19 protein-coding genes are annotated in these 14,601 nt (G+C 51.1%); all 19 read right to left on the reverse strand.

The features are described from left to right. Entirely contained in the window at positions 1–1,107 is a 1,107-nt protein-coding gene (gene aroB, locus AC0LWF_RS09915) for a 3-dehydroquinate synthase (protein WP_474651387.1), read from the reverse strand. Continuing rightward, entirely contained in the window at positions 1,107–2,276 is a 1,170-nt protein-coding gene (gene aroC / locus AC0LWF_RS09920; RefSeq protein ID WP_474651388.1) for a chorismate synthase, read from the reverse strand. Before aroC ends, aroB begins: the two co-directional genes overlap by 1 nt. 219 nt (positions 2,277–2,495) lie before the next feature. Beyond that, on the reverse strand, positions 2,496–2,663 hold the full coding sequence (locus AC0LWF_RS09925) for a hypothetical protein (protein ID WP_474651389.1): 168 nt from the start codon (positions 2,661–2,663) through the stop codon (positions 2,496–2,498). A 67-nt stretch (positions 2,664–2,730) separates the two neighbouring features. Next, complete coding sequence (locus AC0LWF_RS09930; RefSeq protein WP_474651390.1) at positions 2,731–3,516, reverse strand: CheR family methyltransferase; 786 nt, start codon at positions 3,514–3,516, stop codon at positions 2,731–2,733. 44 nt (positions 3,517–3,560) lie between these two features. Further along, positions 3,561–4,004: a nucleoside-diphosphate kinase gene (gene ndk / locus AC0LWF_RS09935; RefSeq protein ID WP_474651391.1), complete on the reverse strand. Its 444-nt coding sequence runs from the start codon at positions 4,002–4,004 to the stop codon at positions 3,561–3,563. Positions 4,005–4,026: 22 nt separating this feature from the next. Next, positions 4,027–5,001, reverse strand: coding sequence for a heptaprenyl diphosphate synthase component II (gene hepT / locus AC0LWF_RS09940; RefSeq protein ID WP_474651392.1), 975 nt, complete (start codon positions 4,999–5,001; stop codon positions 4,027–4,029). After that, entirely contained in the window at positions 4,998–5,864 is an 867-nt protein-coding gene (locus tag AC0LWF_RS09945) for a menaquinone biosynthetic enzyme MqnA/MqnD family protein (protein ID WP_474651393.1), read from the reverse strand. The genes hepT and AC0LWF_RS09945 overlap by 4 nt, the downstream gene beginning before the upstream one ends. Then, positions 5,854–6,480, reverse strand: a complete 627-nt coding sequence (locus AC0LWF_RS09950) for a UbiX family flavin prenyltransferase (protein ID WP_474651394.1) — start codon at positions 6,478–6,480, stop codon at positions 5,854–5,856. The genes AC0LWF_RS09945 and AC0LWF_RS09950 overlap by 11 nt, the downstream gene beginning before the upstream one ends. Continuing rightward, on the reverse strand, positions 6,474–7,349 hold the full coding sequence (locus tag AC0LWF_RS09955; protein ID WP_474651395.1) for a UbiA-like polyprenyltransferase: 876 nt from the start codon (positions 7,347–7,349) through the stop codon (positions 6,474–6,476). Before AC0LWF_RS09955 ends, AC0LWF_RS09950 begins: the two co-directional genes overlap by 7 nt. Next, a complete protein-coding gene (locus AC0LWF_RS09960) occupies positions 7,346–8,065 on the reverse strand; it encodes a demethylmenaquinone methyltransferase (RefSeq protein ID WP_474651396.1) in 720 nt (239 codons plus the stop codon). The genes AC0LWF_RS09955 and AC0LWF_RS09960 overlap by 4 nt, the downstream gene beginning before the upstream one ends. 19 nt (positions 8,066–8,084) lie before the next feature. Next, complete coding sequence (locus AC0LWF_RS09965) at positions 8,085–8,948, reverse strand: heptaprenyl diphosphate synthase component 1 (protein ID WP_474651397.1); 864 nt, start codon at positions 8,946–8,948, stop codon at positions 8,085–8,087. Between the two features lie 94 nt (positions 8,949–9,042). After that, positions 9,043–9,600 carry a hypothetical protein gene (locus tag AC0LWF_RS09970; protein ID WP_474651398.1) on the reverse strand — a complete coding sequence of 186 codons (558 nt, stop codon included), beginning with the start codon at positions 9,598–9,600 and terminating at the stop codon, positions 9,043–9,045. Positions 9,601–9,677: 77 nt separating this feature from the next. Then, the gene (mtrB, locus tag AC0LWF_RS09975; protein WP_090573989.1) at positions 9,678–9,905 is read right to left on the reverse strand and encodes a trp RNA-binding attenuation protein MtrB; all 228 of its coding nucleotides are present in this window, start codon (positions 9,903–9,905) and stop codon (positions 9,678–9,680) included. Between the two features lie 172 nt (positions 9,906–10,077). Further along, complete coding sequence (locus AC0LWF_RS09980) at positions 10,078–10,353, reverse strand: HU family DNA-binding protein (RefSeq protein WP_090573988.1); 276 nt, start codon at positions 10,351–10,353, stop codon at positions 10,078–10,080. Between the two features lie 275 nt (positions 10,354–10,628). Next, entirely contained in the window at positions 10,629–12,107 is a 1,479-nt protein-coding gene (gene spoIVA, locus AC0LWF_RS09985) for a stage IV sporulation protein A (RefSeq protein ID WP_474651399.1), read from the reverse strand. A 416-nt stretch (positions 12,108–12,523) separates the two neighbouring features. Next, complete coding sequence (locus AC0LWF_RS09990; RefSeq protein ID WP_474651400.1) at positions 12,524–13,249, reverse strand: hypothetical protein; 726 nt, start codon at positions 13,247–13,249, stop codon at positions 12,524–12,526. Positions 13,250–13,279: 30 nt separating this feature from the next. Then, positions 13,280–13,627, reverse strand: a complete 348-nt coding sequence (locus AC0LWF_RS09995) for a 2Fe-2S iron-sulfur cluster-binding protein (protein ID WP_474651401.1) — start codon at positions 13,625–13,627, stop codon at positions 13,280–13,282. Between the two features lie 39 nt (positions 13,628–13,666). After that, positions 13,667–14,242 (reverse strand): nucleotidyltransferase domain-containing protein, encoded by a 576-nt coding sequence (locus AC0LWF_RS10000; RefSeq protein ID WP_474651402.1) that lies wholly within the window; start codon positions 14,240–14,242, stop codon positions 13,667–13,669. Positions 14,243–14,257: 15 nt separating this feature from the next. Next, the gene (locus AC0LWF_RS10005) at positions 14,258–14,554 is read right to left on the reverse strand and encodes a 2Fe-2S iron-sulfur cluster-binding protein (protein ID WP_474651403.1); all 297 of its coding nucleotides are present in this window, start codon (positions 14,552–14,554) and stop codon (positions 14,258–14,260) included. Positions 14,555–14,601 lie beyond the last annotated feature (47 nt).

Raw genomic sequence — 14,601 nt, forward strand, 5'->3', positions numbered from 1 at the left:
TTAAACGGCCTCCTGTTTCAATTGCTCCACGATTTCACGAACGAGTGCAGATGATACTGATTTATTAATCTCCACGATGCCAATTGCGGTTGGGACGATGAACACCATCGTGCCTTCCTGGAATTTCTTATCATGCATCATTGCACGCATAATTTCATCGGTATCCAAATGCTCTGGCAAACGAACGGGCAGCCCTACCCGCGACAGCACACGCTTCGTCACATGGTAGACTTCCTCGGGTGCTCCGAGCTGTACAGCAAGCTTAGCAGACCCAACCATGCCGATCGCAATCGCTTCACCGTGCAGCAGCTCATTGTAACCAGCAACCGCTTCCAGCGCGTGTCCGATCGTATGGCCCAAATTCAGAATGGCACGCAGATCATTCTCGCGTTCATCCTTGGACACGACCGCGGCTTTCACGCTGCAGCCTTTGAATAGCGCATAGCCGAGCGCATCTGAATCTAGCGCTAGCAGCTTACCGGCATTCTCATCGCACCAAGCTACGAACTCCGCATCCCAGATGAGACCATGCTTCACCACTTCGGACAAGCCAGCCTTCACTTGACGTTCCGGCAGCGTTTGCAAAGTAAGCAAATCGTATAGAACGAGCTCAGGCTGATGGAACGCGCCGATAATATTTTTCGCAAGCGGATGGTTAACCGCTACTTTACCGCCGACACTGCTGTCATGCGCCAGAATCGTAGTCGGCACCTGCACGAACTTAATGCCGCGCATATAAGATGCTGCAACGAAGCCTGCCAGATCGCCGACTACGCCGCCGCCAAGCGCCACAATGGTCGACTTGCGGTCTAGCCCGCTCTCAAGCGCTAAGCCAGTCAGCCGTCCCAGCTCATCCAGCGACTTCGACGTCTCGCCAGCCGGGATAATGGCATTCATCACCGTAAAGCCAGCCGTTTGCAGAACAGATTCCAAGTGCGCTAGATGCCGCTCAGCGACGTTCGCATCTGTAACGATCATAAGCGGCGACTTCTTGCTGATGCCATGACGCTCGAACAATTCCCCCGCCTTGTCAAGCAGTCCTTCCCCGATATAGATCGGGTAGGACCGCTCGCCAAGCTCGACAGTCAGCTCACGATGGCCGCTCATTAGTAGCTCTCCAGCTGCGCCAAGTAGTTGTTGTAGTTCGACGTAATCTCTTCCATGGAATCGCCGCCGAACTTCTCGAGGAACGCCTTCGCAACTTCCCATGCCACGACATGCTCCATAACAACGCTCGCAGCTGGAACTGCGCAGCTGTCCGAACGTTCAACTTGCGCAGTGAACGGTTCTTTCGTATCGATATCAACGCTTTGCAGCGGTTTGTACAAGGTCGGAATTGGCTTCATTACGCCGCGAACGACGATCTGCTCGCCATTCGTCATGCCGCCCTCAAAGCCGCCAAGACGGTTCGTTCTACGGTGGTAGCCGCGCTCCTCTGTGTACAGAATTTCGTCATGTACTTGAGAGCCGCGAATTGTACCCGCTTCAAAGCCGATGCCAATCTCGCAGCCTTTGAACGCATTAATGGAAACAACCGCTTGCGCGATACGTCCATCCAGCTTACGGTCGAACTGCACGTGGCTTCCAAGACCGATCGGCACGCCTTCGACGATACATTCAACGATTCCGCCAATGGAATCGCCTTCTGCTTTAATCTGGTCGATATAAGCCGTCATCTTCTCTTCTGTTTCTTTATCCACAACACGTACCGGCGATTCTTCCGTCAGACGGATCAGCTCTTCAAGAGGCAGGTTGTTCGCTGGCGCTTCGATCTCGCCGATGCGAATGACTTGTCCGCCAACTTTGATGCCGAACGCAGCCAGGAATTGTCTCGCTACCGCGCCAACAGCTACACGCGCAGCTGTTTCACGAGCGCTGGAACGCTCCAGCACGTTACGCAGATCTTTCAAGTTATATTTCAATCCGCCGTTCAGGTCAGCATGACCTGGGCGCGGACGGTGCACACGGCGCTTCTCTTCGTCGCTGCCTTCAATAGGCTCAATATTCATTACTGTCGTCCAGTGCTTCCAGTCATTGTTCTCAACGATAAGCGCGACTGGCGCACCTGTCGTCTTCCCGTGACGTACTCCGCCGACGATGTTCGCGGTATCCTTCTCGATTTGCATCCGGCGGCCGCGGCCATGCCCTTTCTGTCTACGATGCAATTGAAAATTCAATTCCTCGAAGTCCAGCTTCAGGTTGCTCGGCAAACCTTCAATAATTGCCGTCAACTGTGGACCATGCGTCTCTCCTGCTGTCAAATAACGTAAACTCACAGTAAAGTCCTCCCTCATTTTAAACACCGCAAACGATAAATCCATCTATGTATGTTTGTCTGCCAAAATATCTTTTGCTCATTATAGTATAGCGTCGCCGGTTTGACAAGGAAATGAAAACCGCTGGAGGATCGTTCATCCACGCCTGCGCTCGCACGAAAAAAGCTGCCCGCCGCACCTTTAGGCAGGTGAGACAGACAGCTCTATACAGCTTATACGTTAACCATTAGCGGAATGGTGGTTCCGCAACAACTGCGGGTCCACGTTCAAATTTGGATCATTCATAAGACCTTTCATTTGACTTGTATCAATTCCGAGAATTTGGGCGCATTCCTGGACGGTAATAAATCCACGCTTGTACGCTGTAATTACTTTTCGCTTGTCCATATTTGCACCTCCAATGCCATAACCGTGACAGCATTAGTATTGCAGAAGATGGAAAACGATATACACGCTAAGCCTTGCGGCGATAAAAGAATGTTTCGATGGATTCCAAATTATATTGAGCTGGCGAGAAAATCTGCTCCGTACTGCCGACGAACAGAATGCCGCCAGGCTTAAGCGCTTTAGAGAACTTGTGATAAAGCAAGTGTTTCGCTTCTTCTGTAAAATAGATCATAACATTGCGGCAAACGATAATATCAAAACCTGTGTCGAACGTATCATGAAGCAAATTTTGCTGTTTAAATGAAATATTCTTCTTCAGCTGAGGCGTAACTGCAAGTAAATCCTCGCCCTGCTTCACGAAATATTTGGACATATAATTGCGGGGTACATCACGTACAGAACGATCTTGGTACAAGCCCTGCATCGCCTTCTGCAGCACGACATTATCAAGGTCCGTTGCGAGAATTGACGTTCGGTCATGCGCGCCAAGCTCAGCCAAAATCATGGAGATCGTATAAGGCTCTTCGCCCGTTGAGCAGGCTGCGCTCCAAATCTTGACCCGGCTGTTGTTCTTCAGAGCTTCCGGGAGAAACTTCTTCTCCATCGCGTCCCACCTGCTTGGGTTGCGCCAGAACTCCGACACGTTGATCGTCATCCGGTCCAGAAACTCAGTCATCAGCTTCTTGTCTTTCTCAAGCCCACTCCAATACGCTGCGAACGTATCAAAACCGTATTTCTGTCGCAAGGTCGTCAACCGACGTTTCATCTGGGCTTCCTTGTACTGCGATAGATCGATTGCGGTCTTCTCTTTAATCTTCGTAATGAATAAACTGAAGTCCTTATCCTCTAACATGCACGAACCCCCATTATGCCGACTCTTGGTGGCAAAGTGTTAAGCTAAATCCACTGCTGAATGGTTTGGTTATAATCAACCAGCTCATGCGGCGCAAAGAAAATGCCGATTTCCCTTGCTGCGCTCTGCGGCGAATCCGAGCCGTGAATAAGATTAAAATTAGTATGTACGGCGAAATCGGAACGAATTGTGCCTGGAGCTGCTTCAAGGGCGTCCGTCTTGCCAATCAGGGCACGGGTCAGACCGATGACGTTATCTCCTTGCCACACCATAGCAAATACCGGCCCAGACGTTACAAACGCTACAAGAGGCGGGTAAAAGGGCTTCCCGATGTGCTCTGCATAGTGGCGTTCAGCGAGCTCAGGTGTAATCATCATAAATTTAGCAGCGACTAGCTTCAGTCCCTTCCGCTCAAAGCGTGATACTATTTCTCCGATTAACCCCCGCTGTACGCCGTCTGGCTTAACCATTAGAAACGTTCTTTCCATCGAAATTCCCTCCTTGACGCGATTAGTAGTTTCGTTTTCCTACAAAATGGGCGATATCCGTTAAATTCTTCTTTGCTGGAATGTTTGGCAAACTGCTTAGTGCTGCTATCGCTTTGTTGATATAGCGGTTCGCCATCGCGTCTGCAGTATGTATGCCCTCACTCTTACGTATAATGTTCAACGCCCGCTTCGTTTCCCCTGCTCCATTCGACTCACGAATTTTAAATATTTCCGCGAACAACTCCTCCGAATGTCCTGGTTCTTTCAGCGCAAGCAGCACTGGCAATGTGATATTGCCTTGCTTGATATCAGAGCCCGGCGGTTTACCGATCTGCTTCTCCGTGCCGAGCAGGTCAAGCAGATCGTCTCGGATTTGGAACGCCATGCCGACGTTGTAGCCGAACCGGTACAAGCAGCTAGCGGTCTTGCGATCCGCGCCTGCGGCAATTGCGCCCAGCTGGCAGCTTATTGCAATGAGCAACGCGGTCTTACGACGAATACGAAGCAAATAATTGCGAACGGATTGATCAGTATTGAAGAAATCACGAATTTGCTCCATCTCGCCAATGCACATCTGAACCATCGCATGCGATAAAATTTGATGAATTTGCGGGTTCTGAAGCTCAGTTGCGAGCGCAAGCGCTTTTCCATAGATATAGTCGCCAGTGTACATCGCAATCCGGTTATCCCATTTGGACTTTACGGTCAGCTGGCCGCGGCGCGTCTCCGCGTTGTCGATAACATCATCATGGACAAGAGAAGCCATATGTATAAGTTCCAGTGGCACGGCAATTTTCTCGAGCACATCGAGACGGTAGTCGCCGAACTTGCCCGCAAGCAGCACAACGACCGGACGTATCCGCTTGCCGCCTGCTTTGAGCAGATGCGTAGAGGCATCGCTAAGAAGCGCGTGATCACTCGTCACGCTGCTTGCGAGCTTAGCCTCGATGGCATCCAAATCGCTTTTCAGTTTGGCGTAAATATCAAGTAGTCTCATTTATTCACCTTAAGGACGTTTTGGTCTTCAAAAAATTGCATCTGTACTGAATTAGGTAGCAAGCCCAGCTGATGCGCATAATCAAAATAAAGTGTGAGCCCCGCCTGTTCATTCGCTCCGAAATCGTAATGCAGCTCCTTGAAATAACGGCTCCAATATTCCGGTTCGCCTCCAAGCAGCGTACAAGCTTTCTCTACGAGCGGTGTCAGCTCGCGCAAACTCTTCTCCTTGCTCTCCAATAACGCACGATGAACATCTGCAACCGCTTCTGGATATGCTACCGCAATTTCGCGGCGTACGGCTACGAGTGCGAACGTCATGCCGTAGCCTGTCCAATTGCGCCACAGCTCACCGAGATCAATGACCCTCCGGCCGCGCTTTGCATTCTCCCACGAAGCATGGATGGCTGTATCTCCGATGAGCAAGGCGGCATCTGCCTCCTCCAGCATCTCATCCAGCTTCGGTTCCATTGTAATATAGGATGGCTCTGCATTGTAATAGAGCTTCATGAGTATTTTGAGTAAATTAACGCTTGTTGCCGAGGTCGCTGTTAACGCAATCCGTCCTTTAAGCACTTCTTCAAGCGGCTTATTCAGGAAAAGCAATATCGAATTGACCCGTCCCTTGGCGCTGACCGATAAATCCGGCAGCAGCAAGTAATTCTCCGCGTTCTCCGCATAAGCGAACGACGACATCGAAGTGATGTCGATTTCGCCTTGACGCAGCGCGCGGTTTAATGCGGACGGCACCCGCTTCTCGATCTTGAACCGATCGGCTGGGAGCTGCTCCTCCGCATAATGAAAAATAGGCCAAACGTTCGCATAGTCAATGCGACCGACGGTAATCGGACGATTAAACGCCATGCTGTTCATCTCCCCATCTTCTGTACAAATCATGATCCAGCGGGAGCTGATCGAGTACTTTCCCAACTAGAAAATTCACCATATCGCCAATCGTTTGCGGTCCATAATAGAACGCCGGCATAGCCGGGATAATCTTAACCCCAAGCTTCGCCAGCGTAAGCATGTTCTCTAGATGAATCGCATGAAGCGGTGTTTCGCGGGGCACGATTAATAGCTTGCGCCCTTCCTTCAGCATAACATCCGCAGCGCGTGTCATCAAATCGTCCGAAATGCCGTGCGCGATCGAAGCAAGCGTACCCATGGAGCAGGGCATAATGATCATGCCTTCTACCCGGAAGGAGCCGCTTGCAATACTTGCGCCGATATCGGCATTCGGGTGAAGCTTCAGCCGTCCATTAGCGATAAGCTCCGGGAATGCAGCCTCGATCGCTTGTTGGCGCTTGGTTGTATCCCAGCCAAGCTCCTCCTTAAGTACACGCCAGCCTGCCTCCGTGACAACCAGATGCACGTCCTGTTCCGCTTCAATCAGACTGCGAATGAGCTGGATGCCATAGAGAGCGCCGCTTGCTCCAGTAATGCCGACGACCCAGCGTTTACGCGATGCTCCTTCTACCACTTATGAAGCACCACCAAATCAAGTAGTGCGGAGACGAACAAGACGACGCTCAGAGTGCCGTTCATTGTGAAGAATGCCGTCTGAACGCGGCTCATATCATCTGGCCGCACAATCATATGTTGATAGCAAAGCATGCCGACCGAGACAAGCGCGCCAATCAAGTACAACCAGCTTAGCGGCGTTAGCCAGAATAAAGATATGAATCCAATTGCGGTAATCAAATGAAATCCGCGGGCAAGGCGCAGTGCCCCAGCTTGCCCGAAGCGGGCAGGAATGGAATGAACGCCTTCCTTACGGTCGAAGTCGAAATCCTGACACGCATAAATAATATCGAAGCCGGCAAGCCAACAGACAACTGAACCATACATCACCCAAGCGGATGCTTCGAACTCACCTGTAATCGCAACCCAGCCGCCTAGCGGCGCGAGGCCGATCGTCAGCCCGAGGAAAACGTGGCATAACCATGTAAAACGTTTTGTATACGAGTAGAGCACGAGCAAGAAAACAGCAATCGGCATCAGCTTCATGCAAATCGGATCAAGCTGCGAGGCGGCAATAAACAGCACCACGAACGAGACTGCGATAAACAAGATTACTTCGCCGACTTTCAGTAAGCCAGCCGGAATCGCCCGCTTTGCTGTGCGCGGGTTCTTCGCATCAATGACGCGGTCAATGACGCGATTAAGTCCCATCGCAGCGCTTCTTGCTCCGACCATCGCGAGGATGATCCAGCCGATTTCCGCAAAGTGCGGAAGCCGGTTCTCCAGCATGACCGATCCGAGCAGCGCACCCATAAAGGCAAACGGAAGCGCGAAGATGGTATGCTCAAATTTAATCATTTCGAGAATTATTTTTATTTTGCGAATCATCCGTTGTCCGTTCCCTTCGTCCCCATGTGTAATGCCGCGACACCGAAAACAAACGGATAGACGCGCACATTGGTCAGACCGATCTCACGGTATTTGGCCGCAAGCTGCTTGGAATCCGGGAATGTCTTCAGCGACTCCGGCAGCCACTTGTACTGCTCGTACTTCTTCGCTACAAGCTTCCCGATCGCAGGCATGACCTTCTCGAAGTAGAAGTAGTAAATCCCTTTGAACGGCTGCCAAGTCGGCTTGGACATCTCCAGACAAACAACTTGTCCGCCAGGCTTCACGACGCGCATCATCTCGCGAAGCACTTGCTCCAGATCCGGCACGTTGCGAAGGCCGAAGCCGATCGTCGCGTAGTCGAACCGATTATCCTCGAACGGCAGCGACATCGCATTGCCCTGTACGAGCGAAATCTGATGATCCAGCCCATCGCGCTTTACCTTCTGCTTGCCAACGTCGAGCATGTTCTGGCTGAAGTCGAGTCCGACTATGCCTCCGCTCATGCTTTCTCTTGCCAGCGCAATCGTCCAATCACAAGTGCCGCAGCACAAATCAATCGCTGTCGCACCAGGTTTCATGCCCATCTTACGCATCGTAAATTTACGCCATGCTTTATGTCGGCCGAAGCTGATCAGATCGTTCATTAAGTCATACTTCGGCGCTATGCTCTCAAATACGGCGTGTACGTGTTCTTCTTTTGACTTGGATTGCATTGATTTCACCTAACTTTCTCTATTCAAAAGCCGATGCTGCCGGCAATAACGGCCGTAGAAACGACTCGCCGAGCTGCTGCAGCTCGCGGACAAGCTTATCGGATTCTAGCTTTGATACAAGTGACTGCACGTTCTGAACGGACTGTTTCAGCTTCTCGGCTAATTGGCCACGGACATCATACTTTGCCAGCAACGACATGGTAAACGCCGGCTCACTCGCTGCATCCGTAGTCAGCTTGCGCTTCTCTTCATCGGTTCCACTGTCCATGACATGCCAATAACCCCAGCTGCCGTCGAATGCCTCCGGCTTCTCACTGCGGATCAGTTCTTCCATGACAATCTCACAACGACCAACACTGTGAAGCAGTTCAGGCCAGATTAACGCCATCTTCTCATCAAGTATAGCAGTGAACGAGTGGAACAGCTCAGTCTTAATGCGCACATATTGCGATATATACTCTTCCGCAGTCAGCTTCAGCTGCTTCATCCGCGTGTAGAGAGTTACCTTAAGCTTGTTGACTTCCGTAACACCATTGCTGATACTGCGAATCATCTCAACCTGGCCAGCCTGCGCCAAAAGCTGATAGAAGCGGCTTGAGTAGTAGTCGCCAGCAAGCACCTTCAATTGCCGCGACCGCATCTCCTTCTCGTGGAGTCGTCCGGACTCGGAATCAATCATATCATGCGTATCCATGCCAAACTGCACGAGTGAAACGACGAGCGGATACAGTTCACTGTGAATCAGCGGCGTTCGCTGATTGGCTAGAAATGTAAAGAGCAGCCGGATCCGCGATTCAGGAAATTCCGGCAGCTCCGTGTGTGCTTGAATCATATCGTATTCAATGTACTTTTTAGCCATTTCAGGTATTCTATACGATTTCATTGTGGCCTAGCCTCCGGACAGTACAACGAGAGTGTTGCTGCTATTTATTGCTGCTTTTTAATCTAACTATTATAGCACTATGTTAACCGTTATGCTACAACTTGGATACGGACAACCGCAGCCGCTTTCGCCAAATTTCGTCATTAAACGACTCGGCGCCATTTAATTTTGACAGATCTGTGGACAGCCATGAATCCGTTTTTCGCACATCCGCCGCAGCGAGCAGCCGCAGCTTCGTTTCACCGCTCTCACCAGCTTGGCGAACAGGCGTAACGAAGCGGACTAGCACCCGGCTCACATTGTCGGTCCGGACAAAAGCAAGCTCGAGCAGCCGCTGCAAATCTGCGATCCATACTTCTTCAGCGTCCCCATACCCGTCAGTAGATAAATCAACGGACAGTACAGAGCCCTTCCATGCAACGCTCTTCACCTGAAGCGAGAGTCCGAGGCTCAGCATCGTGTCTACGATCACGTCGGAGCTCAGCCGCTTGACCGGAACAGGATGAAATACAGATACATCACCCTTGTTCTCCGATGTGCGATGCGCGATCAGCGGGAAGACTGATATGAGCAACGTGAGAGAGAGAGTAATTGAACAAGCTAAGAGAAGCCTTCGCCATTGTGACGACCACCGAGAGGATCTATATGACATGACTGCTTCCGCCCTTCACGCATAGAATGTCCACCTTCTCTTAGTGTACAAACTAAAAAAGCAGGCTATGCCTGCTTTTAACGTTCATCGTCCGTATCGACGGTGCCATATTTGGTTAGCACGGTTGCTTTGCCGCGAATCTTGATCGCGGACGTATGATTCGTGAACTGACAAATGAGCACTTCGCCTTTGTCGAGCTTCTCCGTATGATGAAATTTCGTATCTTGCCCGCGAGTCAAGCCAATCACCTGAACACCTTGAGCCTTCGCTTTGATGACGATATACTCGCCGTTCATGTCCTCCATGCGCACAGCCTCCGTTTCATCAAGCTTCTTGTTTTCCATATGTATATGAGCAAGCAACAGTCTACTGGAATTGCATACCCTTGTCAATAGAGAGTCCCCCGCGCTATTCTTTCACGAAAAACGCCCGAATGCGCTAAGCACTCGGACGTCATCAAACGGCGTTAACCGCTTCTTATTGGGAAACTTGATCCTTCAGAGATTTACCAGCTTTGAAAGATGGAATTTTGCTTGCTGGGATATCGATCTCTTCACCCGTTTGCGGGTTGCGACCTTTGCGCGCTTCGCGGCTCTTCACTTCGAAGTTACCGAAGCCCACCAATTGTACTTTATCCCCGCCTTGCAGCGATTCGGAGATGGCATCAAAAACGGCATCAACCGCTTTGGAAGCATCTTTCTTGGAAAGGTCAGTCAATTCGGCTACTTTCGCAATCAGTTCCGTTTTGTTCATTTCTTTCACCTCCCCTGACGGCAGTTCTTATGCACACCATTATCATCTTGTTTTACCGAAACCCGAAAAATTATACATGCAGGCTCTGGTGCAAAGAAATTCCGTTATGTGCAAATCCTGCATATTGATCACATGAACAGATTTATAGTAATACAGTTAGCACGTAGATTTCAAGAGGCTGTAGGCGATTTCCTAGGCAATTCCTAGGTTTTTTATCATTTTTACCGCTTTCACAGGCGAAAAAAAGACACGCCGCAGGGCGTGTCTTCCTTCTTTTACAAGATAATGGCAATCAAACCGCCAGAACCTTCGTTGATAATCCGGCCAAGAGTCTCCTGCAGCTTGTAGCGTGCATTGTCCGGCATCATCGCGATTTTGCCCTGGATACCCTCCCGCACGATCGAGTGGAGCGACCTGCCGAAGATATCGGATTCCCAAATCTTGATCGGATCGTTCTCGAAGTCCTGCATTAAGTACCGGACGAGTTCCTCGCTCTGCTTCTCTGTTCCGATAATCGGCGCAAACTCGGACTCGACATCGACGCGAATCATATGGATAGACGGCGCAGTCGCTTTCAGGCGGACACCGAAGCGCGAGCCTTGGCGGATAAGCTCCGGTTCATCAAGCGCCATCTCTGCAAGCGTTGGCGCTGCAATGCCGTAGCCTGTCGTCTTGACCATCTCCAGCGCTTCCGCGAACCGGTCATACTCCCGCTTCGCATGCGAGAACTCCTGCATCAGCTGGAGCAGATGGTCTTTGCCGCGAATCTCGACGCCGACAACCTCCATCAAGATTTGGTCGTACAATTCATCTGGCGCATAGAGATCGATCTCTGCGACCCCTTGCCCCATGTTCATGCCGCTAAGGCCGGCACGAGCGATAAACTCGTATTCCATGAACTGCGATACGACGCGGTCAACATCGCGGAGACGGCGAATGTCCTTCACGGTATCGCGTACGGAATTCTCGTAGTTGCTGCGCAGCCAGTGGTTATCGTTCAGCACCATAACCCAGCTCGGAAGGTTCACGTTCACTTCATGCACTGGGAACTCGTAGAGCACCTCGCGCAGAACGGACATGACTTCTTCTTCACCCATCGTTGCCACGCTAAGCGTAATGACCGGAATATCATACTTCGCTTGGAGCTCGCTGCGCAGCTGTAATGCCTCATCACTCTTCGGACGCGTGGAGTTGACGATGAGAACGAATGGCTTGCCGACTTCCTTCAGCTCGCCTATTACCCGCTCCTCGGCTTCGATGTACGAGCTGCGCGGAATCTCTGCAATCGTTCCGTCAGTCGTTACAACGACGCCAAGCGTCGAATGCTCCTGAATGACTTTGCGTGTGCCGATTTCGGCCGCTTCCTGGAACGGAATCGGTTCTTCGAACCACGGCGTCGTAATCATCCGAGGGCCATTCTCGTCCTCGTATCCTTTCGCTCCAACAACGGCATAACCGACACAGTCAACGAGCCTGATATTGACATCAAGCCCTTCCGCTACCCGAAGCTGCACCGCTTGGTTCGGTACAAATTTCGGCTCGGTCGTCATGATTGTTTTGCCTGCGGCGCTTTGCGGTAATTCATCAATCGCTCTAACCCGATCGGCATCGTTCGTGATGTTGGGCAGCACAACCGTCTCCATGAACCGCTTGATGAAGGTTGATTTGCCTGTGCGGACCGCACCGACGACGCCGAGGTAAATATCCCCGCCGGTTCGTTCGGCAATGTCCTTGAAAATGTCCACTTTCTCCACTGAATATCCCCTCCCAATCGTAATTCGCCTGTACATGGACGTACCGTACTGCTGTTTTGCCTCCTGCTGTTCGTCGTCAGGTTTCGCCGCTTGCGCTTCACACTAGCAGCGCAACTCGTACATGATTTTGGACTAGTAATAGCTTATTGCGTCCTCTTCCTGTTTATGACGAATGCAGCGATGAAATCTTATAGATTTCCATAAGCCTTAACGGTTCCGGCCTTCCAAGATTGAGATATATGAGAGAAAGACGTAACCTATGCATCACTCGAAAAAGTTTCTCTGCTGGCGCGGAGAAACTTCTTTGCGAGAATTCCTCAAAGTTACGCTGCGCCAGCTGTGAGATCTTTTTGGCGAGCCAACAAAAAATACTCCCGCCGCGATCGGCAGGAGTATCTGATGGGTTCGTGAACAGGTTATTTGGATGCGGCTTGCGGCTCTCCATTCACCAGGTGATAAACAGGCGATTTGACCGGGACAAAATCGGAGTTTCTGACGAGAACAGCGCGCAAATCCTCGCTTGCTGCTGGCTGTTTGCTCTCTTTGGAGAGTGCCTGCATAATGTCCGGCCCGTAGTCAAGATAGACCGTTCCTTTGGCATCAAGCATTGGCGTAAGCGTACTGCCGGAGAACATGCTGCGCAGATCCGGCTCCTTGTCATCCAGTGTCTTGAAGTCGATCGTAGAGAAGCCTGGATACAGCTCCGTGCTTGCGGGCAGCTTGCCGCTATGGGCATCGCTATACGCTTTAATAGAAGTCTGCAGGTCATTTAATTGCTGATAGACCACGAGATTCATAAGCTTAACAGTAGGATCGACATCCTCGTCAATGATTAAATAATAGAAGCTGCCGCCCTTCTCAAAGGCGGTTTCCGGCACGCTCGACATATACCCCATCCGCTGCAGCTTATCGAAATCGACTTTAAACTTCTCATATATCGGCGTGCTTGCTTCACTATTCTGCATAGGGAGCAAACCCGTATCTTTCTGATATTGGTCAATTACGGCTTGTACATTCATTATTGCGTCTTTCGGCGGCTTCTGATACTGGCCCAGCCTATCCTTCGGATACAAACAGCCGGACAGCATGACAGCCATACATAGTAGTACAATAGCTGCAGCCGCGCTTCGAGTCCCTCTCATGGTGCGTTTATCCCCCTAGCCTCACCTAAATTACCACAATTCATCTTCTTCTGCTTGACGCATCATTTGTTTCCGGACTGCTGCACGCAGCGGATCTTCCGGCACTTCTACAACGGTACGGCCGAATACTCTAGCCTGACAAGCGAGCCTTGTTCCCGAACGGTCAAGACCTGCGAGCTTATGACGCTCATTGTCATTCAGCGGAGAGAGTCCCGCAGAGCTGTTAGGAGCTGTCACTTTGCACATGAGACATGCGGCCTTGCCATCGCATCTCGTGCGAATAGGCACGCCTGCCCTTCTTGCGGCTTCCAGCACTGTCGTCCCTGCACGTACAGTTGCACTGCGTCCGGAAGGGAGAAATGTAATCGTCACGTTCAACGTAATCTCCTCGCTTCCTTATTCGTTCTTACATCCAGCTTACTGGATGAGACGCTGTACATTCGCTACCACTCTTGCCGATAGCTGATTTCTGGAGGCAATATACTGCACCGCCTCCGTATGCTGATCCGGCTCTCGCCGAATCTGAGAAGCAATAAGCGCTACGCGGTCTTCGCGCCCTCTAAGCACATTGAACCATAGCTCATGTCCCAGAGGAACAATGCCGAGCTGATAGTCACCTGCCTGAATGAAGGCTTGGCGAGCCGCTAACGTATCTCGAACTTCAACCCTATAACAGTCTTCGCCTGCCGTGACGACGAATCCGCCGACAAGCTCGACCTGAATACCTTCAATCAGGTAATGGCTGAGCACCGAACGATAGATCGGGCTCACAGATTGTTGCTGTTCATCGATGGAGTAAGGCAGCAGCGCCTGATGGAGAACTGCCGCGTCCGCTTCATCTGCGTATAGATCCAGGTCTCTGGGAAGTTTCTCAAGCTCCATTCCCCGCAGCAGCAGCCCTGTACTGCCGCCGATCTGCCACTTGGCCTCTGTTTCCTCGGCCGCTTCGGCAATTTTCTCAAGCGCACGGATGAATGGCGCAGCTTCGTTCATAACTCTCGTCCCTCCTCAGAAATAAGGCCGGTTCACAGCTACGATCGTGCCAGCGCCAGGCTTAATGATAGCCTGACAGCTCAGCCGGTAGCCTTCCTCCAGCTCTTGAGGCTCAAGACGGTCCCACTCTTCATCCGTCACTTCCTCCAGAAATTCCGCGCCAGCTTCAATGAGGCAACGGCATCTGGCACAAGTGCCCCTCGTGCACGAAAATGCAAAATCAACATTATGCTTGATAGCAAGATCAAGCAATGACATCCCAAACTCTGCTTCAACCGTTGCAAGTTTCGTCCGGCCTTTCAATTCCAGCATGTATAACTCGTCCCTTCCACTCCATAACTAGTAAGATCTAGGCTGCA

The sequence above is a fragment of the Paenibacillus sp. sgz302114 genome (assembly GCF_056120345.1).